The 26,209-nt window shown below is 54.2% G+C and carries 24 protein-coding genes and 6 tRNA genes; 17 read left to right on the plus strand and 13 right to left on the minus strand.

The window, feature by feature from the left end; all coding sequences use genetic code 11:
* Nucleotides 1-32: 32 nt before the first annotated feature.
* A complete protein-coding gene (gene ypdK, locus LJN55_RS24070; RefSeq protein ID WP_197931267.1) occupies nucleotides 33-89 on the plus strand; it encodes a membrane protein YpdK in 57 nt (18 codons plus the stop codon).
* A gap of 43 nt (nucleotides 90-132) precedes the next feature.
* Here ypdK and alaC read toward each other — a convergent pair whose 3' ends face one another.
* Nucleotides 133-1,368 carry an alanine transaminase gene (gene alaC / locus LJN55_RS16705; protein WP_133841229.1) on the minus strand — a complete coding sequence of 412 codons (1,236 nt, stop codon included), beginning with the start codon at nucleotides 1,366-1,368 and terminating at the stop codon, nucleotides 133-135.
* A 118-nt stretch (nucleotides 1,369-1,486) separates the two neighbouring features.
* Nucleotides 1,487-2,014 (minus strand): GNAT family N-acetyltransferase, encoded by a 528-nt coding sequence (locus LJN55_RS16710; RefSeq protein ID WP_133841228.1) that lies wholly within the window; start codon nucleotides 2,012-2,014, stop codon nucleotides 1,487-1,489.
* 123 nt (nucleotides 2,015-2,137) lie between these two features.
* Here LJN55_RS16710 and LJN55_RS16715 point away from each other — a divergent pair, with 123 nt between their 5' ends.
* The 3 genes from LJN55_RS16715 to LJN55_RS16725 all read left to right on the plus strand — a co-directional run bounded on the left by LJN55_RS16715 (nucleotide 2,138) and on the right by LJN55_RS16725 (nucleotide 5,998).
* Complete coding sequence (locus LJN55_RS16715) at nucleotides 2,138-3,388, plus strand: DUF1479 domain-containing protein (RefSeq protein ID WP_227534900.1); 1,251 nt, start codon at nucleotides 2,138-2,140, stop codon at nucleotides 3,386-3,388.
* Nucleotides 3,389-3,572: 184 nt separating this feature from the next.
* Nucleotides 3,573-5,255, plus strand: a complete 1,683-nt coding sequence (locus LJN55_RS16720) for a sensor histidine kinase (protein WP_159336681.1) — start codon at nucleotides 3,573-3,575, stop codon at nucleotides 5,253-5,255.
* A gap of 14 nt (nucleotides 5,256-5,269) precedes the next feature.
* The gene (locus LJN55_RS16725; protein ID WP_133841226.1) at nucleotides 5,270-5,998 is read left to right on the plus strand and encodes a LytR/AlgR family response regulator transcription factor; all 729 of its coding nucleotides are present in this window, start codon (nucleotides 5,270-5,272) and stop codon (nucleotides 5,996-5,998) included.
* Between the two features lie 33 nt (nucleotides 5,999-6,031).
* Here the strand turns inward: LJN55_RS16725 and glk are convergent, their stop codons facing one another.
* On the minus strand, nucleotides 6,032-6,997 hold the full coding sequence (gene glk / locus LJN55_RS16730; protein WP_133841225.1) for a glucokinase: 966 nt from the start codon (nucleotides 6,995-6,997) through the stop codon (nucleotides 6,032-6,034).
* A gap of 167 nt (nucleotides 6,998-7,164) precedes the next feature.
* Nucleotides 7,165-8,817, minus strand: a complete 1,653-nt coding sequence (locus tag LJN55_RS16735; protein WP_227534901.1) for an alpha-keto acid decarboxylase family protein — start codon at nucleotides 8,815-8,817, stop codon at nucleotides 7,165-7,167.
* A 206-nt stretch (nucleotides 8,818-9,023) separates the two neighbouring features.
* On the opposite strand from LJN55_RS16735, the gene mgrA reads away from it, so the two are divergent.
* Both mgrA and LJN55_RS16745 read left to right on the plus strand, forming a co-directional pair.
* Complete coding sequence (mgrA, locus tag LJN55_RS16740) at nucleotides 9,024-10,013, plus strand: L-glyceraldehyde 3-phosphate reductase (protein ID WP_133841223.1); 990 nt, start codon at nucleotides 9,024-9,026, stop codon at nucleotides 10,011-10,013.
* A gap of 197 nt (nucleotides 10,014-10,210) precedes the next feature.
* Nucleotides 10,211-10,594, plus strand: a complete 384-nt coding sequence (locus LJN55_RS16745; RefSeq protein ID WP_212813149.1) for a DUF2502 domain-containing protein — start codon at nucleotides 10,211-10,213, stop codon at nucleotides 10,592-10,594.
* 165 nt (nucleotides 10,595-10,759) lie between these two features.
* On the opposite strand, the gene LJN55_RS16750 is transcribed toward LJN55_RS16745, so the two are convergent.
* Nucleotides 10,760-11,998 (minus strand): Nramp family divalent metal transporter, encoded by a 1,239-nt coding sequence (locus tag LJN55_RS16750; RefSeq protein WP_227534902.1) that lies wholly within the window; start codon nucleotides 11,996-11,998, stop codon nucleotides 10,760-10,762.
* Nucleotides 11,999-12,438: 440 nt separating this feature from the next.
* Here LJN55_RS16750 and LJN55_RS16755 point away from each other — a divergent pair, with 440 nt between their 5' ends.
* Nucleotides 12,439-13,623, plus strand: coding sequence for a NupC/NupG family nucleoside CNT transporter (locus LJN55_RS16755; protein ID WP_133841220.1), 1,185 nt, complete (start codon nucleotides 12,439-12,441; stop codon nucleotides 13,621-13,623).
* A gap of 219 nt (nucleotides 13,624-13,842) precedes the next feature.
* On the opposite strand, the gene LJN55_RS16760 is transcribed toward LJN55_RS16755, so the two are convergent.
* Nucleotides 13,843-13,918 (minus strand) — tRNA-Ala (locus tag LJN55_RS16760).
* Nucleotides 13,919-13,968: 50 nt separating this feature from the next.
* A tRNA-Ala gene (locus LJN55_RS16765) sits at nucleotides 13,969-14,044 on the minus strand.
* 350 nt (nucleotides 14,045-14,394) lie between these two features.
* Between LJN55_RS16765 and LJN55_RS16770 the strand changes: the two genes are divergently transcribed.
* The gene (locus tag LJN55_RS16770; protein WP_133841219.1) at nucleotides 14,395-15,183 is read left to right on the plus strand and encodes a formate/nitrite transporter family protein; all 789 of its coding nucleotides are present in this window, start codon (nucleotides 14,395-14,397) and stop codon (nucleotides 15,181-15,183) included.
* A 154-nt stretch (nucleotides 15,184-15,337) separates the two neighbouring features.
* Nucleotides 15,338-15,688, plus strand: a complete 351-nt coding sequence (locus LJN55_RS16775; protein ID WP_133841218.1) for a YfeC-like transcriptional regulator — start codon at nucleotides 15,338-15,340, stop codon at nucleotides 15,686-15,688.
* 43 nt (nucleotides 15,689-15,731) lie between these two features.
* On the opposite strand, the gene gltX is transcribed toward LJN55_RS16775, so the two are convergent.
* Nucleotides 15,732-17,141: a glutamate--tRNA ligase gene (gltX, locus tag LJN55_RS16780; protein WP_227534903.1), complete on the minus strand. Its 1,410-nt coding sequence runs from the start codon at nucleotides 17,139-17,141 to the stop codon at nucleotides 15,732-15,734.
* A gap of 258 nt (nucleotides 17,142-17,399) precedes the next feature.
* On the opposite strand from gltX, the gene LJN55_RS16785 reads away from it, so the two are divergent.
* The 5 genes from LJN55_RS16785 to LJN55_RS16805 all read left to right on the plus strand — a co-directional run bounded on the left by LJN55_RS16785 (nucleotide 17,400) and on the right by LJN55_RS16805 (nucleotide 18,477).
* Nucleotides 17,400-17,475, plus strand: a tRNA-Val gene (locus LJN55_RS16785).
* A 54-nt stretch (nucleotides 17,476-17,529) separates the two neighbouring features.
* Nucleotides 17,530-17,605, plus strand: a tRNA-Val gene (locus LJN55_RS16790).
* A 35-nt stretch (nucleotides 17,606-17,640) separates the two neighbouring features.
* A tRNA-Val gene (locus LJN55_RS16795) sits at nucleotides 17,641-17,716 on the plus strand.
* Between the two features lie 4 nt (nucleotides 17,717-17,720).
* Nucleotides 17,721-17,796 (plus strand) — tRNA-Lys (locus LJN55_RS16800).
* Nucleotides 17,797-18,132: 336 nt separating this feature from the next.
* Nucleotides 18,133-18,477 (plus strand): FlxA-like family protein, encoded by a 345-nt coding sequence (locus tag LJN55_RS16805; protein WP_171148996.1) that lies wholly within the window; start codon nucleotides 18,133-18,135, stop codon nucleotides 18,475-18,477.
* Here the strand turns inward: LJN55_RS16805 and LJN55_RS16810 are convergent.
* Nucleotides 18,474-19,394 carry a LysR family transcriptional regulator gene (locus LJN55_RS16810; protein WP_133845961.1) on the minus strand — a complete coding sequence of 307 codons (921 nt, stop codon included), beginning with the start codon at nucleotides 19,392-19,394 and terminating at the stop codon, nucleotides 18,474-18,476. The two genes, LJN55_RS16805 and LJN55_RS16810, sit on opposite strands and share 4 nt — an antisense overlap.
* 94 nt (nucleotides 19,395-19,488) lie before the next feature.
* On the opposite strand from LJN55_RS16810, the gene LJN55_RS16815 reads away from it, so the two are divergent.
* On the plus strand, nucleotides 19,489-20,511 hold the full coding sequence (locus tag LJN55_RS16815) for a bile acid:sodium symporter family protein (protein WP_227534904.1): 1,023 nt from the start codon (nucleotides 19,489-19,491) through the stop codon (nucleotides 20,509-20,511).
* A 6-nt stretch (nucleotides 20,512-20,517) separates the two neighbouring features.
* Here the strand turns inward: LJN55_RS16815 and LJN55_RS16820 are convergent, their stop codons facing one another.
* From LJN55_RS16820 to zipA, 3 genes are all read right to left on the minus strand, one after another.
* Nucleotides 20,518-20,745, minus strand: a complete 228-nt coding sequence (locus LJN55_RS16820) for a DUF3820 family protein (RefSeq protein ID WP_133845959.1) — start codon at nucleotides 20,743-20,745, stop codon at nucleotides 20,518-20,520.
* Nucleotide 20,746: 1 nt separating this feature from the next.
* Nucleotides 20,747-22,759 carry an NAD-dependent DNA ligase LigA gene (gene ligA / locus LJN55_RS16825; RefSeq protein WP_227534905.1) on the minus strand — a complete coding sequence of 671 codons (2,013 nt, stop codon included), beginning with the start codon at nucleotides 22,757-22,759 and terminating at the stop codon, nucleotides 20,747-20,749.
* A 71-nt stretch (nucleotides 22,760-22,830) separates the two neighbouring features.
* Nucleotides 22,831-23,772 (minus strand): cell division protein ZipA, encoded by a 942-nt coding sequence (gene zipA, locus LJN55_RS16830; protein WP_227534906.1) that lies wholly within the window; start codon nucleotides 23,770-23,772, stop codon nucleotides 22,831-22,833.
* 220 nt (nucleotides 23,773-23,992) lie between these two features.
* Between zipA and cysZ the strand changes: the two genes are divergently transcribed.
* Together cysZ and cysK are read left to right on the plus strand one after the other, a co-directional pair.
* Nucleotides 23,993-24,754, plus strand: a complete 762-nt coding sequence (gene cysZ, locus LJN55_RS16835; protein ID WP_227534907.1) for a sulfate transporter CysZ — start codon at nucleotides 23,993-23,995, stop codon at nucleotides 24,752-24,754.
* Nucleotides 24,755-24,948: 194 nt separating this feature from the next.
* Nucleotides 24,949-25,920, plus strand: coding sequence for a cysteine synthase A (gene cysK, locus LJN55_RS16840; RefSeq protein WP_133845955.1), 972 nt, complete (start codon nucleotides 24,949-24,951; stop codon nucleotides 25,918-25,920).
* On the opposite strand, the gene LJN55_RS16845 is transcribed toward cysK, so the two are convergent.
* Nucleotides 25,895-26,176, minus strand: a complete 282-nt coding sequence (locus LJN55_RS16845) for a hypothetical protein (RefSeq protein ID WP_159336158.1) — start codon at nucleotides 26,174-26,176, stop codon at nucleotides 25,895-25,897. The genes cysK and LJN55_RS16845 overlap by 26 nt on opposite strands.
* Between the last annotated feature and the right edge of the window lie 33 nt (nucleotides 26,177-26,209).

The following is a 26,209-nucleotide window of genomic DNA, read 5'->3' on the forward strand; positions in this document are numbered from 1 at the left end:
GTTTAGAGGAATTGTTCGTGAAATATGCTTTGATGGGAATCTCTTTTATCCTGTTAATCTGGGTTGGCACTTTCTATCTGATGGTGTAGGGATAAAAGTGAAGGGGTCAGGACAACCTGACCCTTACTGTTTTCAGACGTCGTCTTCGCCGCTTTTTGTGGCACTCGCTAAAATACCCTCAGCCCGAAACATCGCTTTAATGCCTCTGACCGCCTGACGAATACGGTCGCTGTTTTCAATCAGGGCAAAGCGCACGTGCGTATCACCGTAATCCCCAAAGCCGATACCCGGCGACACACACACCTTCGCTTCCTGTAACAGCAGTTTGGCAAACTCAAGCGATCCCAGGTGCGCATAGTGATCGGGAATTTTCGCCCAGACGTACATCGATGCTTTCGGGTTATCCACCATCCAGCCCGCCTCATGCAGACCTTTCACCAGCACGTCACGGCGGCGTTTATACTGCTCGGCAATATCGCGTACGCACTGCTGATCGCCTTCCAGCGCCGCAATCGCCGCTACCTGCAACGGGGTGAAGGTGCCGTAATCATGGTAGCTTTTGATACGCGCCAGCGCAGACACCAGCTCTTTGTTACCCACCATAAAGCCGATACGCCAGCCCGCCATATTGTAGCTTTTGGACAGCGTAAAGAACTCCACCGCCACATCACGTGCGCCCGGAACTTCCATGATAGACGGGGCTTTCCAGCCGTCGTAGACAATATCGGCGTAGGCGAGATCGTGGATCACCAGCACGTTGTACTGTTTCGCCAGCGCAATCACTCGCTCAAAGAAGTCCAGCTCCACACACTGCGCGGTCGGGTTTGACGGGAAGCCGAGGACCATCATCTTCGGCTTCGGATAGCTTTCGCGAATGGCGCGTTCCAGCTCGTTAAAGAAGTCGACGCCCGCTACCAGCGGTACAGAGCGCACCTGCGCGCCAGCGATCACCGCCCCATAGATATGGATCGGATAGCTCGGATTCGGCACCAGCACGGTATCGCCGTGATCGAGCGTAGCCAGCATCAGATGCGCCAGCCCCTCTTTGGAGCCAATCGTGACAATCGCTTCCGATTCGGGGTCAATGTCCACCTGGTAGCGGTCGGCATACCAGCGTGAAATCGCACGACGCAGGCGGGGAATACCGCGTGAGGTGGAGTAACCGTGCGTGTCTTCGCGCTGCGCCACGGTGCAGAGTTTTTCCACGATATGCGGCGGCGTCGGGCCGTCCGGGTTACCCATACTGAAGTCGATAATATCTTCACCGCGACGACGGGCTGCCATCTTCAATTCGGAGGTAATGTTAAAAACATACGGGGGAAGACGTTCAATACGGGAAAAACGGCGTGGGGAATTATTGTCAGTCATAGCAACCTCTGATTCACGTAAGCGCCCGGACCATCCGAGCGACGCTGACCACTGCGGTGGTCGAGGAATCAACATATCTTACCTTTCTGTAACCTGTCGATAGGCAGAATAAAATTTTTTACTGGGCCGGGTTAATGCGCCCAAACAGCCAGTCATTCACCCATTTGCCACGTAACAGGTAATTATCCCGTAGTGTCCCTTCCAGCGTGAAGCCGTTTTTTTCCAGCACGCGGCGCGAAGCATGGTTCCCCTCCACCACCTGCGCTTTCAACTTGTGAAACTCACACTCATTGAAGAGAAAATCACACAGCGCGCCCAGCGCTTCGCTGCCGTACCCCTGACCAAAACAGTCGTTCAACAGTGAGTAACCGACTTCCGCCTGACGATGCGGTGCCCACTCCGGGTTAGCTCCCATCAGCCCCACAGCCCGGCCATCCTCTTTGCGCCGCACCACCAGGCACAGCATGTGGAAACTGGTGATCTGCCAGGGAGCCAGACGGTCATGAAAACGCTGGCGGATATCGGCCAGTTGCGGCACCGCGCTGATAAATTTCATGCAGGTTTCATCGCTGTGTACCGCCAGGAACAGCTGCCAGTCTTCCGGCTGTAGCCGGGTCAGGATCAGTCGCTCAGTCGTGAGTTGCATAAGCCATCTCGCTAAAAGGGGAAAAACCACAAAGAACACATCTCTTTTATCTGCCGCTTTTTCGCCGTGTAATGATCCGCAGCAGTAACGCCATGATAATGAATTTGTCACAGGAGAACGACAATGTCCCATCTCAAAATTGACAATATCCCGGATGCGATTCGCACGATAAAACACCAGCTACGCCAGCAGCTTCCCCACTACCGCGCCGTCTTTGCCGAGCTGGATGACGAGATGCGCCTCCAGATCCATGCCCTTAAGGCAGAGCAGCAGCGCGGCGAACATCCGGTGCCGGAACTTGATGCCAACGATATCCTGAACCATCGCGTCACAGAACAACAAAAAAACCGCATCCGCCAGCGCGGCTGCTGCACGGTGCGTGGCGTCTTCCCCCGCGCGCAGGCCACGGAGTGGAACACGGATATTGGCCGCTATCTTGATGACAATCAGTTTGTTGAGAAGCTGAAAAATGCGGCGGAGGATAATTACTTTGGCGATCTGAAGCAGGGAAAACCGCAGATTTATGGCGTTTACTGGTCACAGCCGCAGGTGCAGGCGCGTCAGGATGCGCGGATGCAGGCGGTACAGGTGTTCCTCAATTCCCTCTGGCAGACCGAAAGCGCGGGCAAACAGCATTTTGATCCCACGCGTAGTGTCAGCTACGCCGACCGTATTCGCCGCCGTCCCCCTCATTCTGGCTCGCTGGGCCTGTCGCCGCACATTGACGGCGGCTCACTGGAGCGCTGGCTGGATGAGAATTTCCGTCACGTTTACCGCCATGTCTTTAGCGGCCACTGGCAGCAATATAATCCATTTGATGCCGAAGGGCGCACCGAGGTGCGAGAGTTCCCCTCTCCCGCCGTCTGCTCAATGTTCCGTACGTTCCAGGGCTGGACAGCGCTGACACCGCAGCGCAAACACGGCGGTACGCTGAAACTGCTGCCAATTGCCAATGCGATGGCATGGATTTTACTGCGCGCACTACAGGATGATGTGGCAGACGATGATCTGTGCGGTGCCGCGCCAGGGCGTGCCTTATCGGTCAGTGAAAAGTTCCATCCTCTTTTACTTGAAGGTTTTTCCTCTATTCCTGATATGGAGCCGGGTGACACGGTGTTCTGGCACTGCGACGTGGTGCATGCGGTGGAGAATGAACATCTGGGTGAGTTTGACAGCAATGTGATGTATATCGCTGCGGCCCCCTGGTGCGAAAAGAATGCCGCCTATTTGCAACGCCAGTGGCCCGCCTTTGTCGACGGGCGTTCGCCACCGGATTTCGCTGCGGATAATTTTGAGATCGATTTTTCTGGCCGGGCGACGGAAGACGATTTGACGCCATCAGGCAGGAAACAGATGCTATCCCAGGACGGTTAACATTTATTGTGGCGTAGGGGCGAGGCACGCCTCGTCCTGGATCACCCCGGGTCAGGCATGCCTGACCCCTACGCAGGGGATTTGCGCATTGCACCACGTTGATGCCTGGCACATCCCCCCCACATTCCCTATCATAGGCACATTATCCCCACCAGCCGAGACGCCCGTGCATTCGATGTTTGAGATGTTGCTCGCCGTGTTTGACCGCGCAGCGCTGATGTTAATCTGCCTGTTCTTCATTACCCGTACCCGCCATTTCCGCCAGCTCTTGCAAAAAGATGAGCATTCGCGCCAGGAACTGATCGCCGTCACCACCATTTTTTCGCTGTTTGCGCTGTTCAGTACCTGGACCGGGATCAACGTTGAAGGCTCACTGGTTAACGTTCGCACCATTGCGATTATGTCCGGCGGGATCCTGTTCGGCCCCTGGGTGGGCATTGCGACCGGGGTGATTGCCGGGACGCACCGCTTCCTGATCGACATTGATGGCGTCACCTCGGTGCCCTGCCTGATCACCAGCATTGTCGCCGGGGTGGTCTCCGGCTGGATCAATCTGAAAGTGGTCAAGGAGAAGCGCTGGAGCATTGGCATTATTGGCGGGATGGCCTGCGAATCACTGACCATGCTGCTGATTGTCGTCTGGGCCTCCCCGACTGCGCTGGGGCTGGATATTGTCTCGGAAATCGCCATTCCGATGATCCTCGGTGCGGCCAGCATCGGGCTGATCGTTCTGCTGGTGCAGAGCGTGGAGGGAGAAAAAGAAGCCATTGCCGCCCGTCAGGCCAAGCTGGCGCTGGATATTGCCAATAAAACCCTGCCGCTGTTCCGCCAGGTCAACAGCCAGTCTCTTAGCCAGGTGTGCCACATTATTCGTGATGATATCAATGCCGATGCGGTGGCAATGACCAACAACACCCAGATCCTCGCCTATGTTGGTGTGGGAGAAGAGAACTACCGCGACGGTGATGATGGCATCAGCCCGACCACGGCGGCTGCGATTTCGGAAGGGAAGATCATCATCAAAAACAATGATGAAGCCCACCGCACCCCTGAAATTCATTCGATGATCGTCATTCCGCTGTGGGAAAAAGGCGAAGTCACCGGCACGCTGAAAATTTACTACCGCCATGCTCACCGCATCACCTGGTCGTTGAAGGAGATGGCGGTGGGCCTGTCGCAGATTATCTCGACCCAGCTGGAAGTCTCGCGCGCGGAACAGCTGCGAGAAATGGCTAACAAGGCTGAGCTGCGGGCATTACAGAGTAAAATTAACCCCCATTTCCTGTTTAACGCCCTCAATGCGATCTCCTCTTCCATCCGCATCAATCCGGACACCGCGCGCCAGCTCATTACCAATCTGTCCCGTTATCTGCGCTATAACCTGGAATTGAACGATGACGAGATCATTGATATCAAGAAGGAGCTTTACCAGGTGAAGGACTACATTGCCATCGAGCAGGCCCGCTTCGGGGATAAGCTGACGGTCATCTATGATATCGAAGAGGACGTCAACTGCTCACTGCCCAGCCTGCTCATTCAGCCGCTGGTGGAGAATGCCATCATGCACGGCATCCATCCCTTCCGGGGGAAAGGCGTGGTGACGCTGAGTATTCACGACCTGGGCGACCGGGTGCGCATTGCGGTGCGGGATACCGGGCAGGGCATCAGTGAAGATGTGATTGCACGGGTGGAACGTAATGAGATGCCGGGGAATAAAATCGGTCTGCTGAATGTCCATCACCGGGTGAAGTTGCTGTACGGTGAAGGACTGCACATTCACCGCCTGAATCCCGGCACGGAGATTGCCTTCTATATCAGTAAAAATGGTGCAGGTTTGCCTGAAAAACCCAGTATTTCTTTGGCCTGAACCCGAGGTATGACGTGAAAGCAATCATTGTAGAAGACGAGTTTCTGGCCCAACAGGAGTTGAGCTGGCTGATCCGCGAGCATAGCCAGATCACCATTGAAGCAACGTTTGATGACGGGCTGGACGTGCTGAAGTATCTGCAAACCCATCAGGTCGACGTGATTTTTCTGGATATTAATATCCCGTCACTTGATGGCATGCTGCTGGCGCAAAATATCAGTAAATTCGCCAATAAACCGCTGATCGTGTTTATTACGGCCTACAAAGAGCATGCGGTAGAAGCCTTTGAGCTGGAGGCATTCGACTACATTCTGAAGCCCTGGTCCGAAATGCGCCTCATTACCTTGCTGCGTAAGCTGGAAAATCATGTGCAGAGCAGCGCCTCGCTCAGTCCGGCGGCCACGCGTCCTGCGCCGCACACCATCAATCTGGTGAAAGACGAACGCATTATCGTTACCGATATTAATGATATCTACTACGCGGAAGCCCATGAAAAGCTGACGTTTGTGTATACGCGGCGCGAAGAGTATGTGATGTCGATGAACATGACGGAATTTTGTCAGCGGCTGCCGGATGAGTATTTCTTCCGTTGCCACCGATCCTACTGCGTCAATCTCAGCAAAATTCGTGAGATCGAACCCTGGTTTAACAACACCTATATTCTCAAACTACGCGATCTTGAGTTCCAGGTGCCGGTGAGTCGCAGCAAGGTGAAAGAGTTTCGGCAACTGATGCGGCTGTAATTCTCCGCATCCGTTGCCTTGTACAGGCGGGAATTACAGTACCAGACCAAGCGTCTGACGCAGATGCGCACCCGCGCCCAGCAGGCCTGGCTGATCGTGGGTGATCAGGTAAACCGGAATGCCGGAGACGTAATCTTTAAAACGGCCTTTATCTTCAAATGCTGCACGGAAACCGGAGGCTTTGAAGAACTCCAGGAAACGCGGAACAATGCCCCCGGCAATATATACGCCGCCGAACGTGCCCAGATTCAGCGCCAGGTTGCCGCCGAAACGCCCCATAATCACGCAGAACATGGACAGGGCGCGACGGCAGTCAGTGCAGCTGTCCTGCAAGGCGCGTTCGGTCACATCACGCGGTTTCAGATTTTCTGGCACCCGGTCATCTGATTTAACAATCGCCCGATAGAGGTTCACCAGCCCGCCACCGGAGAGAATACGCTCGGCAGACACATGGCCCAACTCTTCACGCAGCACTTCGAGGATCTGATCTTCTTCTTCGCTGTTCGCGGCGAAATCAACATGCCCCCCTTCCCCCGGCAGGCTGACCCAGCGCTTATCAACATGGACCAGATGTGCCACGCCCAGGCCCGTTCCCGCGCCATACACGGCCACCGGTTTGTCCTGCACCGGCGATTTACCGCCGAACTGCAACACATGGTCTTCCTTCAGCATCGGGATGGCCATGGATACCGCAGTGAAATCGTTGATGATTTCCAGCGTTTCAAAGCCCAGGCTGGCTTTCATCTTGCTGGTAGAGAACGCCCAGTCGTGGTTGGTCATTTCAACCCAGTCTTCAGTGATCGGGCAGGCAATGGCGATACAGCCATGTTTGATGTCCTGCTGCTGCTCATCGAGATAAGCGCGGATCACCGCTTCCAGATTGTCATACTCTGCTGTGGAAAACGTTTTGGCTTGTGAAATAGCACCGCTCTCAACTTCACACAGTGCCAGACGCGCATTTGTGCCGCCGACATCACCCACCAAGGCATAGCTGGTCATTATTGTTTTGCTCCGCTCAAGTCAATTAGACACACTATAAATTTCCCCCGCTAAAACAACAACGCTCACCGGGAAAAAGGTGAGCGTTAAATCTGATAATGGCTACCTTAACGGGATTAGTGTCCCTTTCCCACGGGCAACTGTCTGAATTGCGAGTCAAACGGCGGTTATCGGCTGTTACGCTGATGCAGTGCCTGCGTGACAGACGCCAGCAGCGGCGGAATATCCTGCTGTGGCAGTACAACTTCCACCAGCGACAGGCGTGATGGCGCCTCAAGCAGCGCCATCACCTCCCGCAGCTGTACCGTTTGCGTCACACGCCAGCTCTGCGCCTGACTGTCGACGTTCAATGCCTGCGGCAGACGCGTCCAGTCCCAGGGGGCAATATCGTTATAGCGCTGCTGTGCACCGTGGATGGCACGTTCGACAGTATAGCCGTCGTTGTTCAGCAGGAAGATCACCGGGTTTTGCCCGTCACGCAGCATGGTACCCAACTCCTGCACCGTCAGCTGCGCCGATCCGTCACCGATGATCAGCACCACACGTTGCTGCGGCTGCGCGGTCTGGGCACCGAAAGCGGCCGGCAGCGTGTAGCCAATCGATCCCCACAGCGGCTGCACCAGCAAACGTGCCCCTTCAGGTAAACGCAGCGCGGCAGCGCCAAATGCCGCCGTCCCCTGATCGGCCAGCACGATATCGCCAGGGCGCAGAAAGTCCTGTATCGCCAGCCAGAACGTGCTTTGTATCAAATTGTCCGATCTCGCGCTGTCCATTTCCGGCGGTGCCACAATCCCTCGCTGCCAGCCGCGACCATGCTGGCGTGCCAGTTGATGTAACACCGCCAGCGCCGCCGCCATCGGTATGCGCGGAAAATCACGTTCGGCTATCCGGCAGCCGTGCAGGCCAACATCAATGGTCCGACTGCGGGTGATGTTTTGCGTAAATCCGGCGGTAATGGTGTCGGTATATTTCACGCCAATCGCCATCAGCACATCGCTCTGCTCAATAACGGCCCGGGTACTTTCAGCGCTGGACGATCCGGCATAGGTTCCGGCAAAACCATACTGGGTTTCCGGCAGCACACTTTTACCCATCAGCAGCGTGGCAAACGGCATCGGAATATCCGTTAGCCAGCGCTGTAAAAGGGGCTGTTGCCCGGCACGGTCGGCGAGAAAATCCGCCAGCATCGCCACGCTGCCCGCCGCGGCCAGCAGGCTTTCAGCCTTATCCGCAAAGGCGGCGAGCTGTTCCCGATCGATTTCCCGGGCCAGTGTCAGAGGATCAACAGGCGGCGGCAACGGACTTTCCGCCACATTGGTTGCCAGTAGCAGATAGACCGGGCGGCGCTCGGTTAATGCACACAACAGGACACGATCAATCTCTGCCGCCGCGTTGTCGGCGGTAAGCACCGTAGTGGCCACCGCGATTTCCTGATGCATACGCAGGAAGTGACCGAAATCGCCATCACCCAGCGTGTGATGCAGCAGTTCGCCGTTGTTCTGTGAGGTTTGCGACGGTGCGCCGACGATATGAATCACCGGCAGATATTCAGCAAAACTGCCCGCCACGCCGTTCAGAGCGCTTAACTCACCGACGCCAAACGTGGTCAGCAGCGCCGCAACGCCGCGACAGCGGGCATAACCGTCAGCAGCATAGGCCGCATTCAGTTCATTGGCACAGCCGACCCAGGCCAGCCGGGGATGATCAATCACATGATCGAGAAATTGCAGGTTGTAATCACCGGGCACCCCAAACAGGTGATCGATACCGATTTCATTTAACCGCGCAAGCAGATAGTCACCCACCGTATAGCTGTTCATCGCCCTGCTCCTCTGTGGCCTCTGTTCTCAGTATTGGTGATTATTTTCATTCTGTTATCGGAAAGATGCCGGGTGAAATGGCAACAGATCGTTACGGGCCAGGAATTATCCTTAAGTTGCGATCCGCCGCCCGATTTCATTCAGTGTAACCGTATACACTACTATGCTGTTCAACGACCCCAACGTTTTAACAACAGGATTTATTCATGGTTTATCAAGCAGATGCCCAGCGGTACGAGACAATGACTTATCACCGCTGCGGGCGCAGCGGCCTGAAGCTCCCGGCCATCTCCCTCGGTTTGTGGCATAACTTTGGTGACAGTACCCGCGTAGATAACAGTCGTGACCTGCTGCGTCATGCTTTTGATAACGGTATCACTCATTTCGATCTGGCCAATAACTATGGCCCCCCTCCGGGTTCGGCTGAAGAAAATTTTGGCCGCATCCTGCGTGAGGATTTCCGCGCCTTGCGTGATGAACTGGTGCTTTCCAGCAAAGCCGGTTACACCATGTGGGATGGCCCTTACGGCGACTGGGGATCGCGCAAGTATCTGATTTCCAGCCTCGACCAGAGCCTGAAACGTATGGGCGTGGAGTACGTGGATATTTTCTATCATCACCGCCCGGACCCGGAAACACCGCTGGAAGAGACCATGACCGCCCTTGACCATCTGGTACGCCAGGGTAAGGCACTGTACGTTGGGTTATCTAACTACCCGGCAGAGTTAGCAGCGCAGGCGATCACCCTGCTGAAAGCACTCGGAACCCCTTGCCTGATCCATCAGCCGAAGTATTCGATGTTTGAACGCGCCCCGGAAACAGGACTGCTGGATGTGCTGGCAGAACAGGGGGTTGGCAGCATCGCCTTCTCACCGCTGGCCGGTGGCATGCTGACCGACCGCTATCTTAACGGTATCCCTGAGGATTCCCGTGCCGCCAGCGGCAGTCGCTTCCTGAGTGGTGATCAACTGACGCCAGAGAAGATGGATAAAGTTCAGCGTCTGAATGCGCTGGCGCAGCGCCGTGGGCAGAAACTGTCGCAGATGGCGCTGGCCTGGGTGTTGCGCGGCGACCGGGTCACCTCGGTGCTGATCGGTGCCAGTAAAACCAGTCAGATTGATGATGCGGTGCAGATGCTGGGTAACCGTCGCTTTAGCGCCGATGAACTGGCTGAGATAGAAACGATTCTCGGTTAATATTTCAGTACGCCCGCTATCAGGGCCGATCAATAAAAAGATCGGCCCTTACCGTTAACCCCGCCTCTGCTCCCTCCAGATAAATCCCAAATCAACCTGTTCCCTGTTTTTTCAGAGTTCGCCAGGCGTAACGGCGATGAAGTGTTTATATTGTGCTCCTACGGTGGGGAAGTCAGACCACTGATAAAGGAGATAATATGAAACGCTTATTGCTTGTTGCCACGTTGCTGGCAAGTTTATCCCCGTTGGCGATGCACACAGCTCACGCCGACAGCGCCCGTATTACACTGGCGCCTGGCATTACACTGCATTTAGGCGATCGCGACGATCGTGGACGTTACTGGGATGGCGGCCGCTGGCGCGACAATCACTGGTGGCGTAATAATTATCGCTACGATGAGGGCCGCTGGTGGCGACACGAGCAGTGGCGCCGTCATGAAGAAATGCGCCGTCATCAGGAGTGGGAGCGGGAACGTCGCTGGCGCGACCACGATCGTCGCCGCGAATGGCGCCATCATGAGAATGAGCGACGTCATCATGAGAAAGAGCGACGTCATCATGACCGCCACGACCGCTGGTAAAGAATGATCATCTTGGGGGCTAAAAACAGATGCCTGTAGTTAGCCTAAATAATTCGAGCTGCAGGAAGGCGGCAAGCCCGTGAGTCCCCAGGAGCATAGCCAACTATGTGACTGGGGTGAATGGGTGCAGCCAACGCATCTGCAGCTTGAAGTATGACGGGTAACTTACAGATTTATCGCCATCGCGATAAGCAGATAACCATTCAGCACCACCACCACGGCCACAATGGCGCGGCCGACATTTTGCATCAGTCGCGAGTTCACCATATCGCCCATCAGCTCACGATTGCCGGTAAAGGCCAGCAGCGGCACCAGCGCCAGCGCAATACCAAAGCTTAACAGCACCTGACTCATCACCAGAATGCGTGTTGGCTCCCAGCCCGCCATAATCACGATAAAGGAAGGCAGCATGGTGACCACGCGGCGCACCAGCAGGGGAATATGGAAGCGGATGAAGCCCTGCATCACCACCTGACCCGCCATGGTCCCCACCACCGTAGATGATAAACCGGCAGCCAGCAGGCTCAGACCGAACACCATGGCGGCGGCTTTACCCAGCAGCGGGTCAAGGGTCAGGTACGCCTGGTCAAGGTCAGCAATACCGCTGTGACCGCTAAAGTGAAACGTCGCCGCCGCCGTTGCCATCATCGCCAGGTTAACAAAACCCGCAATTGTCATCGCAATCGCCACATCCAGCTTGGTGGACGCGTAACGCTCACTCCGCGTGGCGCCATCGCCTTTTTGCGTCAGCGACGAGTGCAGATAAATGACATGAGGCATAATTGTCGCCCCCAGAACGCCTGCCGCCAGCAATACAGCATCCGCCGTGGGCAGTGAAGGCACGGCCATTCCCTGGAGCAAATCGACCACTTTGGGCTGAGAGAAGAACAGCTCGATCACATAAGCCGCAGCAACAAACAGCAGCAGCCCGCCAATCACCAGCTCCAGTGGCTTCTGGCCGCGACTTTGCAGCATCAGGATCAGAAAGGTGGCGACCCCGGTGAGCATCGCACCCTGTAACAAACTGACGCCGAACACCAGTTTGAAACCGATCGCCGCACCAATAAATTCTGCAAGATCGGTCGCCATTGCGATAATTTCTGCCTGTACCCAGTAAAACCAGACGGCGGGACGGGGGAAGCGGTCGCGGATATGCTCGGCCAGGTTTTTGCCCGTGGCGATGCCCAGCTTGGCTGACATCAGCTGAATGACCATCGCCATAATATTCGCCCACACCACCACCCACAGCAGGGTATAGCCGTAGGAAGCCCCTGCCTGGATATTGGTTGCGAAGTTGCCGGGGTCAATGTAGCCAATTGCCGCAATAAAGGCTGGCCCCATTAAGGCAAATTTGATTTTACGACTACTGCGAATGTTCTGCTCCGCAGTGCGGCTTCCGAACATAGTTGTTACCCCTGAGACGATTCACCCGGCAACGATAGTGCCTTTATTTGATAATGATTATCAAGTGCATTTAGAACGGTTATTCTGATTACAGTGATAGCCAGAACTATGAAGTATAGCACTGGCTATACTTTGGAATAAATTACGGCATAGCCAAAAAATCAGCAACCATTTTCACTGTAGGGTATTCGGAAATCACTTGCCAGCAAAGGGGTCATTTTTTCAGCAAAAGAGTGTTGCAAAGCATTAGAGAATCGAGCATTAAAGTGCCTGAACGTAACGTAATGGGTTCAAATCCGTTGAAAACATGTGACGGCTCAAGCTTTTCTGAAATCTGATGCAATAGGGAATTGTTATATTGCGGTATAGATCTCGTTTTTCCGGTTCTTGTTACATAGAATGTGCAACGAAATATAACAGCCCTCTAATTTGGAGCAAATATGTCCCGCATTCTGCACTTTGCTTTGGCACTGGCGATGGTCGCCCTGTTGGCCTTGTTGGTCAGCCGCGATCGTAAAAACATCCGTATCCGTTTTGTTGTACAGCTTTTAGTGATCGAAGTTCTGCTGGCCTGGTTCTTCCTGAACTCTGAAGCGGGCCTCGGGTTCGTTAAAGGTTTCTCCGATATGTTCGAAAAATTGCTGAAGTACGCGGCGGAAGGGACCAACTTCGTCTTTGGCAATATGAGTGATAAAGGCCTGGCCTTCTTCTGGCTCAACGTCCTCTGCCCTATCGTGTTTATCTCTGCGCTGATCGGTATTTTGCAGCATTTCCGCATCCTGCCCATCATCATCCGCGCCATCGGTACCGTGCTGTCGAAGGTCAACGGCATGGGTAAACTGGAATCTTTCAACGCCGTAAGTTCACTGATTTTGGGACAGTCAGAAAACTTTATTGCCTATAAAGATATCCTCGGCAAGATGTCAGAGCGCCGCATGTACACCATGGCCGCCACCGCGATGTCCACGGTGTCGATGTCAATTGTGGGTGCGTACATGACCATGCTTCAGCCGAAGTATGTGGTGGCCGCGCTAGTACTGAATATGTTCAGTACCTTTATTGTGCTGTCGCTGATTAACCCGTACCGCGTGGACAGTGAAGAAGACCTGAAACTGGGTAACACCCATGAAGGCCAGAGCTTCTTTGAAATGCTGGGCGAGTACATTTTGGCCGGTTTCAAAGTGGCGGTGATTGTTGCTGCGATGCTGATCGGCTTTATCGCCCTGATCTCTGCCATCAACGCCCTGTTTGATACCATTTTCGGTATCAGCTTCCAGGGTATCCTCGGCTACGTGTTCTTCCCGTTTGCCTGGGTGATGGGCGTGCCGAGCAATGAAGCGTTGCAGGTCGGTAGCATCATGGCCACCAAACTGGTGTCTAACGAGTTCGTGGCAATGATGGATTTGCAGAAGATTGCCTCCACACTGTCACCACGCGCGGAAGGCATCCTGTCCGTGTTCCTGGTCTCCTTTGCTAACTTCTCGTCTATCGGTATCGTTGCCGGGGCGATCAAAGGGCTGCATGAAGAACAGGGTAACGTGGTATCCCGCTTCGGTCTGAAACTGCTGTACGGCTCAACGCTGGTGAGTGTGCTGTCGGCATCCATTGCCGGTCTGGTGCTGTAATCACCTGGCGGGGCCTCTGGCCCCGCTTTCTTCCCTCCCCTGCCTTTCCGTCTACGCTAAGCCTTCCCACGCCTCATTCGCCTCACAGACGCTTAAACAAAGCCCAGGAGTGACCATCAACGATCCTGTCGCTGAAAAAATATTCGGAGGGGGGAAATAGAAACGAAAAAAAATCCGCCGAAGCAGATTATGGGGACATCATCGAATGTATTGAGAATTTGGTGGAGATAAGCGGGATCGAACCGCTGACCTCTTGCATGCCATGCAAGCGCTCTCCCAGCTGAGCTATACCCCCACTACTAAACTCTGCGTTTTTCGGTGCCACCCCATCTGCTGGTGAAGATGTGGTGGAGATAAGCGGGATCGAACCGCTGACCTCTTGCATGCCATGCAAGCGCTCTCCCAGCTGAGCTATACCCCCAAGCCGAAAAACTCTGTCGTGTTGACGGCGGGGATAATATGAAACAGTGGGGTTGGTGTCAACGGCAAAATAACAATCTGAGATCGATCGCTGAAAAAGCCGTCAAAGCGCCCCGAAAAGCGCTAACCCTCTGTTTTTATCACACCTGTTGCCTGATGCACGCTGACGGCCGTGTATTGTGTTAATCACACGTTAATAATGAGCCTAAAAGCTACTTGTTTTTGTTAATTGACCATGCAAGACTGCGCCGGATTTTGAATGCCAGGCCTACTCCGTGACGGATGATCACCTATTTTCAGAGAGCGGCGAAATCTGGCACTTTACCAGCAACTCACAACACCAGAGCTATTATGTCCTTGCACACTCCAAAAGAGATTTCGGCTGTCGTCGTTCAGGCAGGCGTGATCAAAAGTCGTACCCCGATTTCCTCTTTATTGATCCTGGGTTTTCTCGCCGGTTCTTTTATCGCCTTTGGTTTTCTTCTCTATATTCACGTCGTCACCCAACTGCCCGTTGGCTGGGGTTCATTTGGCACGCTGCTGGGCGCCGCGGTTTTCCCGGTAGGGATTATCCTGACCGTGCTGGCGGGCGGAGAACTGCTGACAGGGAATATGATGCTGCTGCCCGTTGCATGGTTTGCCCGCCAGATTTCTGCGCTGAGTGTCATGCGTAACTGGTTCTGGGTCACCCTCGCTAACTTTATTGGCAGCGTCACCATCGCCTGGTTCTTCGGCCATATGCTGGGAATGACGGAAGGGGATTACCTGAAGAAAACGGTCGCCGTTGCCAGCGCGAAAGTGAATGCCGATTTCCTGCACGCCTTTATTTCTGGTGTCGGATGTAACTGGCTGGTGTGTCTTGCCACCTGGATTGCGTTTGCCAGTAAAGATGTGGTGGGCAAAATCTTCGGGATGTGGTTCCCGATCATGGCGTTCGTTGCCATTGGCTTCCAGCACGTGGTCGCCAATATGTTTATCGTTCCTGCTGCCATTTTCGCGGGCTACCTGAGCTGGGCCGAATACCTGCCTAACTTTGTTGCGGTGTTTCTTGGCAATGCGGTTGGTGGCGCTATTTTTGTCGGCCTGGCCTATTTTGTCGCTTACCGCGCCCCACAACCTGAAAGCTCTGTTTCCCGCTAATATGAGTATCCCCTGCTGTTTTAGGGGATATTTCTCGATCCAGCACCACTTTTTTACACTTTGCCCTGCCAAGGTTAGTAATTTGTGTTAGTTGTTCACGTGATGAATTGTTGTAAGATGCTTATGACTTTTATTCGGCAAAAGGGACAAGAGCGTGAAAAAGGATTGGTTAACGCCGGAAGAACTGGCACAGCAAACAGGTTTTAGCAGACAGACTATCAATAAGTGGGTTAAGAAAGAAAACTGGACGACCGCACCGAAACCCGGCGTTCAAGGTGGGAAAGCGCGCATGATTCATATTGATGAACGCGTGAAAGTCTTTCTTAAATCCACACGTCATGCAGCAGAACCGAATGCTCAATATCGTGTAAATCAAAATTCGCTTCCTTCACTGTTAATCACTTCTCTGCAGCAATTGAGCGGTGAAGAACAGGACAAACTGGCAGCCATGCTGCTGCGCGAGGGTATTCAGGGGATTTTGCAACGACTGGGCATTAATGACTGATTAAAAACCCCGGCAACAAGCCGGGGTTTTTTTATGCTGTCTGTCAGGCTTCGCGGGTGGCGATAAACGCCAGCGCTTTTTCAATGCGTGCCACACTGCGCGAACGCCCAATAGCATGCACGGTCACATCAAGCGCAGGCGACTGCCCTGCTCCTGTAACCGCTACGCGTAACGGCATACCGACTTTACCCATACCGACTTCCAGCTCATCAGCCGTCGCCTGAATGGCGTGATGGACATTTTCAGCCGTCCAGTCGGTAATGGCAGCCAGCTTGTCACGCACCACTTCCAGCGGCTGACGCGCGACCGGGCGCAGGTGTTTCTTCGCTGCATCGGCATCAAATTCGTCAAATTCTTCATAGAAGTAACGACATGATGCGGCCATCTCTTTCAGCGTCTTACAACGCTCACCCAGCAGGGTAACCAGTTGAGCCAGCTCAGGACCGGTGCGGGTATCGATGTTTTCCTGCTCGATATGCCATTGCAGATGGGTCGCAACGTATTCCGGTGCCAGGGTGTTGATATAGTGATGATTCAGCCACATCAGCTTTTCAGTATTAAAGGCGCTGGCAGATTTGCTGACCACATCAAGGTCAAACAGCGACTTCATCTCATCAATCGTGAAGATCTCCTGATCGCCATGAGACCAGCCCAGGCGCACCAGATAGTTAAGCAGGGCCTCCGGCAAGTAGCCGTCATCACGATACTGCATCACACCCACTGCACCGTGGCGCTTAGACAGCTTCTTGCCGTCATCACCCAGGATCATAGAAACGTGCGCGTAAACCGGCACCTGTGCACCAATGGCTTTCAGGATGTTGATCTGGCGCGGGGTGTTGTTGATATGATCTTCACCACGGATAACGTGGGTAATTTCCATGTCCCAGTCATCGATCACGACGCAGAAATTGTACGTTGGTGCACCGTCGGTACGACGAATAATCAGATCGTCGAGTTCCTGGTTGCTGAACTCGATGGGACCACGGATCTGATCGTCAAAGATCACAGAGCCTTCCTGCGGGTTGCGGAAACGCACCACGCAAGGTTCATCATCGGCGTGATGCTCATGGCTGTCGCGGCAGCGGCCGTCATAACGTGGCTTCTCGTTGTTAGCCATCTGGTTTTCACGCAGCGCTTCCAGACGTTCTTTCGAGCAGTAGCACTTATAAGCGCTGCCTGCTTCCAGCATCTGATCAATCACCGCGTTATAGCGGTCAAAACGTTTGGTCTGGTAGTACGGGCCTTCATCCCAGTCGAGATTCAGCCAGTTCATGCCATCCATAATGGCATCGATCGCCTGCTGAGTTGAACGCTCCAGGTCGGTATCTTCGATACGCAGCACAAACTCACCGCCGTGATTGCGGGCAAACAGCCAGGAGTAAAGTGCGGTACGAGCGCCGCCAACATGCAGGTAACCAGTTGGGCTGGGAGCGAAGCGGGTTTTGATTTTCATTAATGAATGCCTTATTACGCGGAGGCTTTGGCCAGAGTCAGAACAATTTTTTCGTGGGCCACATTCTATCACCTGCGGGCGAATCCTCAACGCGAATCCCTGTTTGCAGCCAGGGATTCGCCCCCATGGTGCTCAGCAAGCCACTGTTTTTGCCTGAAATGAGAACATCCTGATTATTTTTACGACGAACACACATTTTACGCTGAAAAAGCGTTGACTCATTTCCGCGTATCCCTATAATGCGACTCCACACAGCGGGGGTGATTAGCTCAGTTGGTAGAGCATCTCCTTTACACGGAGGGGGTCGGCGGTTCGAGCCCGTCATCACCCACCATTCATGATATGAATGATGCCCGCGTAGTAAGCAGTACCCAGAGATTTGAGATGTGGGTGATTAGCTCAGTTGGTAGAGCATCTCCTTTACACGGAGGGGGTCGGCGGTTCGAGCCCGTCATCACCCACCATATCTCGGTGAATTCTCGGTAAGCAGTAACGATATGGGTGATTAGCTCAGTTGGTAGAGCATCTCCTTTACACGGAGGGGGTCGGCGGTTCGAGCCCGTCATCACCCACCATATCGGGTCGTTAGCTCAGTTGGTAGAGCAGTTGACTTTTAATCAATTGGTCGCAGGTTCGAATCCTGCACGACCCACCAATTCAGAGAAAAGCGCCTAACAGGCGCTTTTTTCGTTTCTGTGCGGTGAAGCTTAACGTGCAGGATGAGAACCTGCAGCAGGTTCGACAAAATTGCACTGCAATTTTGTGCTGATGCGCCATCATCACCCGCAGGGCGAGCATCAATATGATGCGAGGCATATCCTGCACGACCCACCAATGTAAGAAGGCGCCCTAAAGGCGCCTTTTTGCTGTCTGCGATTTACCCTTCTGGTTTTCCTTTCACTTTCTTATCACTCCTTTTACGCTTTATTGCCTCAAGTCCTCAGCGCTTCGGTCCGATAACCCGTATTGGTTAAATACAAAGGAGACAGAAATGACAACCATCAATACCAGTTCCAGCGTATCGGGCAGCTCAAGTGGTGGCGGTTCAGTGTCACAAACGGCAAGCATTTATAAGCAAATTGTGAAGTTACAGGAACAGCTTAAAAATTTAAGCGGTGACACGACCCTCACAACCGAACAGAAGTCTGAGCAACAGCAGTTGATTGAAAGCCAGATTGCGCTGCTTCAGTCACAGATTGCGCAAATTCAGCAACAGGAGGCTGAGAAGGCCGCTGAAAAACAGCAAGAGAGTAAAGCAGCAGACAGCGGTAGCAGCAAAATCGCTGACGGGGTTAACCGCCCAACTGAAAATAATAAGCTGAATGTCTATATCTAAAATGGCGATGCGCTAGCACGCTGTTGCGTCAGCAGCTCTGCCTGCTGACGCACTTCCTGCCATATGGCTTCTGCGGCGGGCGTCAGCGAGCGGTTTTTACGCCTGACCAGCATAATGGTGCGGTTGATCTCTGGCACAATCCGACGCACCAGCAGCGGCCTGCCCTGTGGTAATGGCAGCGCCAGTGCCGGAAGAATACTGATGCCGATCCCGGCTTCTACCATCGGATACAGCGTGGCCGGATGGCCTATCTCCTGAGCAATCTCAGCCTGCACCTGCTGCACACGCAGCGCTTCATCAATCAGCACGCGACTGCCAGACGCATAGTCCTGCAATACCAGCGTGCGCTGATTGAGCATATGCCAGTGGATTGTCTCCTGCTGTGCCAGCGGATCGTCCTGCCTGCACAGTAGCAGAAACGGCTCATCCAGAATCGCTTCGCACTCAAGGTCATCCGCCTGTAGCGGCCCGACCACAATGCCAAAATCCACTTCCGCATTGCGGATGCTTTGCAGCACCCATTGTTGCGGGCGATCGCGCAACATCACTTTGATTTCCGGGTAATGCAACTGCCCCGCCGCCAGACACTGCGGCATCAGATGCGCAGAAATGGTCTGACTGGCCGCCACACGCACCGTACCGCTGCGCTGTTGCCCATAGCTGCGCACATCCAGCAGCGTGGTATTCAGCTCCTCCAGCAGCCGCTCAAGGCGGCTGGCGAGCTGCTCTCCGGCTTCCGTCAGCAGAACCTCCCGCGTTGTGCGATCAAGCAGACGGATACCCATTTCACTTTCCAGCTCTTTAATACTGTGGCTCACCGCCGACTGGCTAAGGCCAATCAGCTGGCCCGCCTGGCTGAAACTCCCCTGCTGGGCAACGGCAACGAACACCCGCAGCTGGCGTAATGTGTAATTCATCGATTCGGCTCATATATGAATTCAATAAATCAATTTTATTTCTAAACCCTGCCAGCGCACAATAGCCGCATGATTTTTTAACCAGGCATTAACAATGGGTATTTTTCGTATCGATCCACTGATGTTGAAACTGATTATCACCGTGCTGCTGGCGTCATTTCTGCCTGCGCGCGGTCATTTTGTCGATTTTTTTGAATGGCTGACAACGGCAGCCATCGCCCTGCTGTTCTTTATGCATGGCGCCAAGCTGTCGCGGGAGAAAATTATTGCGGGCGGCGGCCACTGGCGCCTGCATCTGTGGGTGATGTTCAGCACCTTTGTGCTGTTCCCGGCACTGGGCATGCTGTTTGTCTGGTGGCATCCGTTGAATCTCAGCACAGAGATTTATACCGGGTTCCTTTACCTGTCTATTTTGCCTGCCACGGTGCAGTCATCCATCGCCCTGACCTCACTGGCGGGCGGTAACGTAGCCGCTGCGGTGTGTAGCGCCTCGGCATCGAGCCTGCTTGGGGTCTTTATTTCACCCGTGCTGGTCAGCCTGTTGATGAATGTCCACAGTGATGCCGTGGGCGGCAGCCTGGAGCAGATTGGTAAAATCATGCTGCAACTGCTGGTACCGTTTGTTGTCGGGCATCTTTCCCGTCGCTGGATTGCTGACTGGGTGGAAAGAAATCGTGGTCTGATTGGCAAAACCGATCAGGCTTCAATCCTGTTGGTGGTTTACTCGGCCTTCAGTGAAGCGGTAGTGAACGGCATCTGGCACCGTGTCGGCGTGATGACGCTGGTGTGGATTGTGGTGGGTAGCCTGGGTCTGTTGTTCGTGGTGCTGGCGATTAACCTGGCGGCCGCGCGACTGTTTGGCTTTAACCGTGCGGATGAGATTACCATTCTGTTCTGCGGGTCGAAAAAGAGCCTGGCAAACGGCGTACCAATGGCCAATATTCTGTTCCCGTCGGCCGCCGTAGGGATTATCGTGCTGCCGCTGATGATCTTCCATCAGGTGCAGTTAATGGTGTGTTCAATGCTGGCCCAGCGCTACAAAAAAGCAGGCGAAAAACTGGCTGCGCAGCATAAGGCGAGCCGTTCGAAACCCGCGGTGATGGAGTCGCAGAAATAAGTGAGATTACGGGGCCTGGTGGCCCCGTTTTAGCGGTTTCACCAGACCTTCCAGCCCTTCTATTTTGATGGCCAGCGTGATCTGCATCAGCTCCCCCAGGTGGCCCTGAGGAAACTCATCTTTGCGGGCAAACCACAGCAAATACTCTTCCGGCAGGTCAATCAACGCCCGGCCTTTGTATTTGCCAAACGGCATTTCGGTATTGGCAATCTCAATCAGGTGCTGTTTTTCCATGTCATTCACCCAGTAAACGTATCATTTCCGCTTCGTCGATCACCGGGATACCCAGTTCCTGCGCTTTAACCAGCTTGGAGCCTGCGGCCTCTCCGGCGATCACCAGATCCGTTTTCTTCGACACGCTGCCACTCACTTTCGCGCCGAGCGCCGCCAGGCGGTCTTTGGCTTCATCACGCGAAAGAACGGTCAGTGAACCGGTCAGTACCACGGTTTTCCCGGCAAATGGGCTATCGATCTCTTCCGCTTTCACGACCACAACGTCAGGCCAGCTTATACCGGCTTTCTCCACCAGCAGGCGGATCACTTCACGGTTACTCTCTTCATCCAGGAAGTTCCGCACGTGGCTGGCCACCACTTTGCCGACATCCGGCACGGCAATCAATGCCTCCAGATCCGCCGCCATCAGCGCCTCCAGCGTACCAAAATGCGCTGCCAGGTTAGCCGCCGTCGCCTCACCGACTTCACTGATGCCCAGGGCATACAGGAAGCGGGCAAAGGTGGTCTGCTTCGCTTTCGCCAGCGCATCTACCACATTCTGTGCCGATTTCGGCCCCATACGATCCAGCCCGGTCAGTTTACCCGCCGTCAGATCGAACAGGTCGGCCGGGTTCAGGACGTACTCTTTATCCACCAACTGGTCGATAATCTTTTCGCCCATTCCGTCGATATCCAGTGCCCGACGCGAGACAAAGTGTTTTAACGCGCCTTTGCGCTGTGCGCCACAGATCAGGCCGCCCGTGCAGCGAGCAACCACCTCGCCCTCCACGCGCTCAACGTCGGAACCACAGACCGGACATTGGCCAGGAAACACTACGTCACGGGCATCTTCCGCGTGATCGACCACGCTGACCACTTTCGGGATCACATCACCCGCGCGGCGGATCACCACGCGATCGCCGATCTTCAGCCCCAGCCGTTCAATCTCGTCAGCGTTGTGCAACGTGGCATTGCTGACGATAACCCCGGCCACCAGCACCGGCTCCAGTCGGGCTACCGGGGTAATCGCCCCGGTACGCCCCACCTGGAACTCAACGTCACGCACGACCGTCATCTGCTCCTGAGCGGGGAATTTAAAGGCGATCGCCCAGCGGGGTGCGCGGGCAACAAAGCCCAGCTGTTCCTGGCGATCCAGCGAATCCACTTTGATCACCACGCCATCAATATCAAAACCCAGCGTTGGGCGAGCGGTTTCTACTTCACGGTAAAAGGTCAGCACTTCATCGGCGTTATGGCACAGGCGCACGCGGTCGCTGACCGGTAAACCCCAGGCTTTAAACTGTTGCAGGCGCCCCCAATGGCTACGCGGCATCTCGCCCCCTTCCAGCAGCCCGAGGCCGTAACAGAAGAACGTCAGCGGGCGTTTGGCGGTAATACGCGGGTCAAGCTGACGCAAAGAGCCCGCAGCAGCGTTACGCGGGTTAGCAAAGACCTTACTCCCGGTACGGCGCGCTTCGTCGTTCATTTTTTCAAAACCGGCCAGCGGCATAAACACTTCACCGCGCACTTCCATGCGCGCCGGAATATTGTCACCGCTGAGACGCAACGGGATGGCGCGAATGGTGCGCACGTTAGCCGTGATATTTTCACCCGTGGTGCCATCGCCACGCGTTGCTGCACGCACCAGCTCACCGTTTTCATACAGCAGGCTGACCGCCAGCCCATCCAGTTTCAGCTCACAGCAGAAGGTGATGTCATCGCTGTTTTTCAGACGATCTTTCACACGCTTATCGAATGCCAGGTAGCTCTCTTCATCGAAAGCATTATCCAGCGACAACATCGGCACTTCGTGGCGCACCTGATCAAAAGCCGCCAGCGGTGCAGCGCCAACGCGCTGGGTGGGTGAATCAGCGGTTATCAGCTCCGGATGAGCCGTTTCCAGCTCACGCAGTTCACCCATCAGGCGATCGTACTCCGCATCCGGCACTTCCGGTGCATCCAGTACGTGATACTGATGTTCATGGTGGCGAAGCAGGGTTCGCAAATGGGTGATTTTGTTTTGTACGGATTCCATAGCGGCACCATCAGAGATAAAAAACCCCCGGAGACCGGGGGTTCAGGAAGAGATTGCGGATAAAGATAAAATTAGTTGCTGTTAGCGTCAATCACATCGCGAATGCGTGCTTTATACGTTTCCAGCTTTTGCGGTGTCATCATGCGGCGTTCATCATCCAGTACAACCCCACCGACATCGTCGGCGATACGCTGGGCAGATTGCAGCATCAGCTTAAAGTTCTGATGCGCATCGCCGTAGGACGGCACCATCATAAAGATCGACACGCCCGGCGTGGTGAAATCAGACATGTTGTCTGGATTAAACGACCCCGGTTTTACCATATTCGCCAGACTGAACAGGACCGGGCCGCTGCCCGCCGGGTTCAGATGACGATGGAAGATATTCATTTCACCAAACTGGAAACCGGCTTGCAGCACACCCTGTAACAGGGCTTCACCGTTGATGCTGCCACCCGCGTGGGCAGAAACATGCAGCACCAGCACCGTCTCTTTCCGACGTGCTTCTTCGCGCTTCGCTTCGGCAATCTCTGCGGCTGATGGCGGCACGGCCTCGGGTTCAGGCTGAGGTTGCACTGGAACAGCAGGCGCGACCTGACGGATCGGCTCAGGCTGACGCAGAGGTTCAGCGGCTTCCCGTTCGGGTTCAGGGGCATGCTGCAGCGCACCACCGAACAGCGGATCGGATTCAGGTTGTTCATCCACCACCGGCTGATGACGAACCGGTTCAGGCTGCGGGCGAGGTTTGGGTTGACGCGGCGGCTCATCCCCGGCATTAAAGCCACTCAGGGAAGGCTCCGATGGCTCAGGCTGGCTGCGTTGTACACGCACTTCGCCCACGCTCTCATCTTCGTCCTCGAACGCTTCTTCTCTATCCTGCTTTAAACGTTTGTGTGGGCGATCACGAAAAACGGATGAGCGCTCTTTACGGCTGGTCCACAGGCCGTGAAGGAGAAGCGCTATTATGGCGATCGCGCCAACAACGATTAATATCAGACGCAAATCCTGCATCATTGTATTCTCTGTTGTTCCAATACCTTGCCACCGCGGCAAACTTTATCCTCTAACTGTATTTGCCCAGGTACACAAGTGCAAGTCTGTGCAGTATTTTCTGACAAATATCCCAGTCTGAGGCCGCTTTTTTGCTGATTTTTCGCTCAAAGTCCCTCTGTAAAGGGAAAAAAGCTGAGTTATGATAACCTTCGCCTGCCCATTCAAAGGAGAAAAGCAGTACATGTCACCTCACAATTCTGATCCGACACACAGTGGCGTCCACTATTTTGCCCAGGGATGGAAGCTGATCCTTCTCCCGGGTATCCGTCGTTTCGTCATTCTTCCACTGCTGGTCAACATCCTGTTAATGGGGGGCGCTTTCGTCTGGTTGTTTGGCCGTCTCGGCCACTGGATCCCAGAATTGATGGCGATGATCCCCAGTTGGTTGCAGTGGTTAAGCTATTTGCTCTGGCCGCTCATGGTCCTGTCGATTATTTTAGTCTTTAGTTACTTTTTCTCCACCCTTGCCAATTGGATTGCCGCGCCTTTCTGCGGCCTGCTTGCCGAACAATTGGAAGGCCGTCTGACCGGCAAGCCGTTGCCCGATAATGGCTGGAGCGGACTGGTGAAAGACCTGCCGCGTATCATGAAGCGCGAATGGCAAAAACTGGCTTATTACCTGCCCCGCGCCCTGGTGCTGTTTTTGCTTTATTTTGTGCCGGTATTCGGTCAGACCGCCGCCCCGGTATTGTGGTTCCTGTTCAGCGCGTGGATGCTGTCTATTCAGTACTGCGATTTTCCCTTCGATAATCACAAAGTGAGCTTCCGCCAGATGCGTTCCGCGCTGCGGCAGAATAAAACGGAGAATATGCAGTTCGGGGCACTGGTGAGTTTATTCACCATGATCCCACTACTGAATCTGGTGATTATGCCGGTAGCGGTCTGTGGGGCCACCGCCATGTGGGTGGATAAATATCGTCCGCATCTGGCGCTGAACCGATAGATCATCACGGGCCGACTGACAGGCGTGGTCGGCCTTGCCCACCGGGGAGGTTTAAGCAAAACAGGCTGCTTATGCCATTTCTGTAGGGCTTATTTCTGCAGAACATATCTATATTCGATTTCATCACTTCACTGGCTAAATGAACAAGGTATGCTCTAAGCGTTCCCAATATTTCATACAGTTAAGGACGGGCTATGAGTAAGATCTATGAAGACAACTCGTTAACAATCGGTCATACGCCGCTGGTTCGACTGAACCGCATCGGTAATGGACGCATTCTGGCAAAAGTAGAGTCGCGTAACCCTAGCTTCAGTGTCAAATGCCGTATCGGTGCCAATATGATTTGGGACGCAGAAAAACGCGGAATTCTGAAGCCAGGCATCGAATTGGTTGAGCCAACCAGTGGTAATACCGGTATTGCCCTGGCGTATGTTGCCGCTGCACGCGGTTACAAACTGACGCTGACCATGCCGGAAACCATGAGCGTTGAGCGCCGTAAACTGCTGAAAGCGCTGGGTGCGAATCTGGTGCTGACCGAAGGCGCGAAAGGCATGAAAGGTGCCATCAGCAAAGCGGAAGAGATTGTCGCGGCCGATCCGGACAAATTTGTTCTGTTACAGCAGTTCAGCAACCCGGCTAACCCGGAAATTCATGAAAAGACCACCGGCCCGGAAATCTGGGAAGACACCGATGGCGAAGTTGACGTGTTTATTGCCGGCGTCGGCACCGGCGGTACGCTGACTGGCGTCAGCCGCTACATTAAAAACACCAAAGGTAAAAAAGAGCTGATTACCGTCGCCGTTGAGCCTGTGGACTCGCCGGTCATTGCTCAGGCCATCGCAGGTGAAGAGATTAAACCAGGTCCCCACAAAATTCAGGGTATCGGTGCCGGTTTCATTCCGGGTAACCTCGATCTGAATCTGGTTGACCGCGTGGTATCCATCTCCAACGAGGAAGCTATTTCGACGGCACGCCTCCTGATGGAAGAGGAAGGCATTCTGGCAGGTATCTCTTCCGGTGCGGCCGTTGCTGCTGCGCTGAAACTGCAGGAAGATGAAGCTTTCGCCAACAAAAATATCGTGGTGATTCTGCCCTCTTCTGGCGAACGCTACCTGTCAACTGCGCTGTTTGCCGATCTCTTTACTGAGAAAGAACTGCAACAGTAGTGCCAGAAAGGCGATATTGTCTGAAAAAGCACCCGATCGGGTGCTTTTTTGTGGAGTGCGTCAAACTTTTACCACCCTGTAGATTGATTTTACCCACCAGTGTCTGGTATTTAAGCTGCCAATTATTTCGATCCGTAAAATTAATCGCCGCGTGAACTGGATCAAGCTGAATCGATTTACTGGTTTGGCGCACAAAGCGAAATAGCGGCATAATGGTAAATGGATAAGTACTGGGAAACACCACGTTCTTTCTCACTCTTCACTCCACCTTACCAGCGCATTTTTTGGC

It is taken from the genome of Erwinia rhapontici (genome assembly GCF_020683125.1).
GTDB classification, from domain to species: Bacteria; Pseudomonadota; Gammaproteobacteria; order Enterobacterales; family Enterobacteriaceae; genus Erwinia; species Erwinia rhapontici.

Coding starts and splice junctions, on each gene's coding strand:
- alaC (WP_133841229.1), bottom strand. CDS start 1,368: ATGACTGACAATAATTCCCCACGCCGTTTTTCCCGTATTGAACGTCTT.
- LJN55_RS16710 (WP_133841228.1), bottom strand. CDS start 2,014: ATGCAACTCACGACTGAGCGACTGATCCTGACCCGGCTACAGCCGGAA.
- LJN55_RS16715 (WP_227534900.1), top strand. CDS start 2,138: ATGTCCCATCTCAAAATTGACAATATCCCGGATGCGATTCGCACGATA.
- LJN55_RS16720 (WP_159336681.1), top strand. CDS start 3,573: ATGTTGCTCGCCGTGTTTGACCGCGCAGCGCTGATGTTAATCTGCCTG.
- glk (WP_133841225.1), bottom strand. CDS start 6,997: ATGACCAGCTATGCCTTGGTGGGTGATGTCGGCGGCACAAATGCGCGT.
- LJN55_RS16735 (WP_227534901.1), bottom strand. CDS start 8,817: ATGAACAGCTATACGGTGGGTGACTATCTGCTTGCGCGGTTAAATGAA.
- mgrA (WP_133841223.1), top strand. CDS start 9,024: ATGGTTTATCAAGCAGATGCCCAGCGGTACGAGACAATGACTTATCAC.
- LJN55_RS16745 (WP_212813149.1), top strand. CDS start 10,211: ATGAAACGCTTATTGCTTGTTGCCACGTTGCTGGCAAGTTTATCCCCG.
- LJN55_RS16750 (WP_227534902.1), bottom strand. CDS start 11,998: ATGTTCGGAAGCCGCACTGCGGAGCAGAACATTCGCAGTAGTCGTAAA.
- LJN55_RS16755 (WP_133841220.1), top strand. CDS start 12,439: ATGTCCCGCATTCTGCACTTTGCTTTGGCACTGGCGATGGTCGCCCTG.
- LJN55_RS16770 (WP_133841219.1), top strand. CDS start 14,395: ATGTCCTTGCACACTCCAAAAGAGATTTCGGCTGTCGTCGTTCAGGCA.
- gltX (WP_227534903.1), bottom strand. CDS start 17,141: ATGAAAATCAAAACCCGCTTCGCTCCCAGCCCAACTGGTTACCTGCAT.
- LJN55_RS16805 (WP_171148996.1), top strand. CDS start 18,133: ATGACAACCATCAATACCAGTTCCAGCGTATCGGGCAGCTCAAGTGGT.
- LJN55_RS16810 (WP_133845961.1), bottom strand. CDS start 19,394: ATGAATTACACATTACGCCAGCTGCGGGTGTTCGTTGCCGTTGCCCAG.
- LJN55_RS16815 (WP_227534904.1), top strand. CDS start 19,489: ATGGGTATTTTTCGTATCGATCCACTGATGTTGAAACTGATTATCACC.
- LJN55_RS16820 (WP_133845959.1), bottom strand. CDS start 20,745: ATGGAAAAACAGCACCTGATTGAGATTGCCAATACCGAAATGCCGTTT.
- ligA (WP_227534905.1), bottom strand. CDS start 22,759: ATGGAATCCGTACAAAACAAAATCACCCATTTGCGAACCCTGCTTCGC.
- zipA (WP_227534906.1), bottom strand. CDS start 23,772: ATGATGCAGGATTTGCGTCTGATATTAATCGTTGTTGGCGCGATCGCC.
- cysZ (WP_227534907.1), top strand. CDS start 23,993: ATGTCACCTCACAATTCTGATCCGACACACAGTGGCGTCCACTATTTT.
- cysK (WP_133845955.1), top strand. CDS start 24,949: ATGAGTAAGATCTATGAAGACAACTCGTTAACAATCGGTCATACGCCG.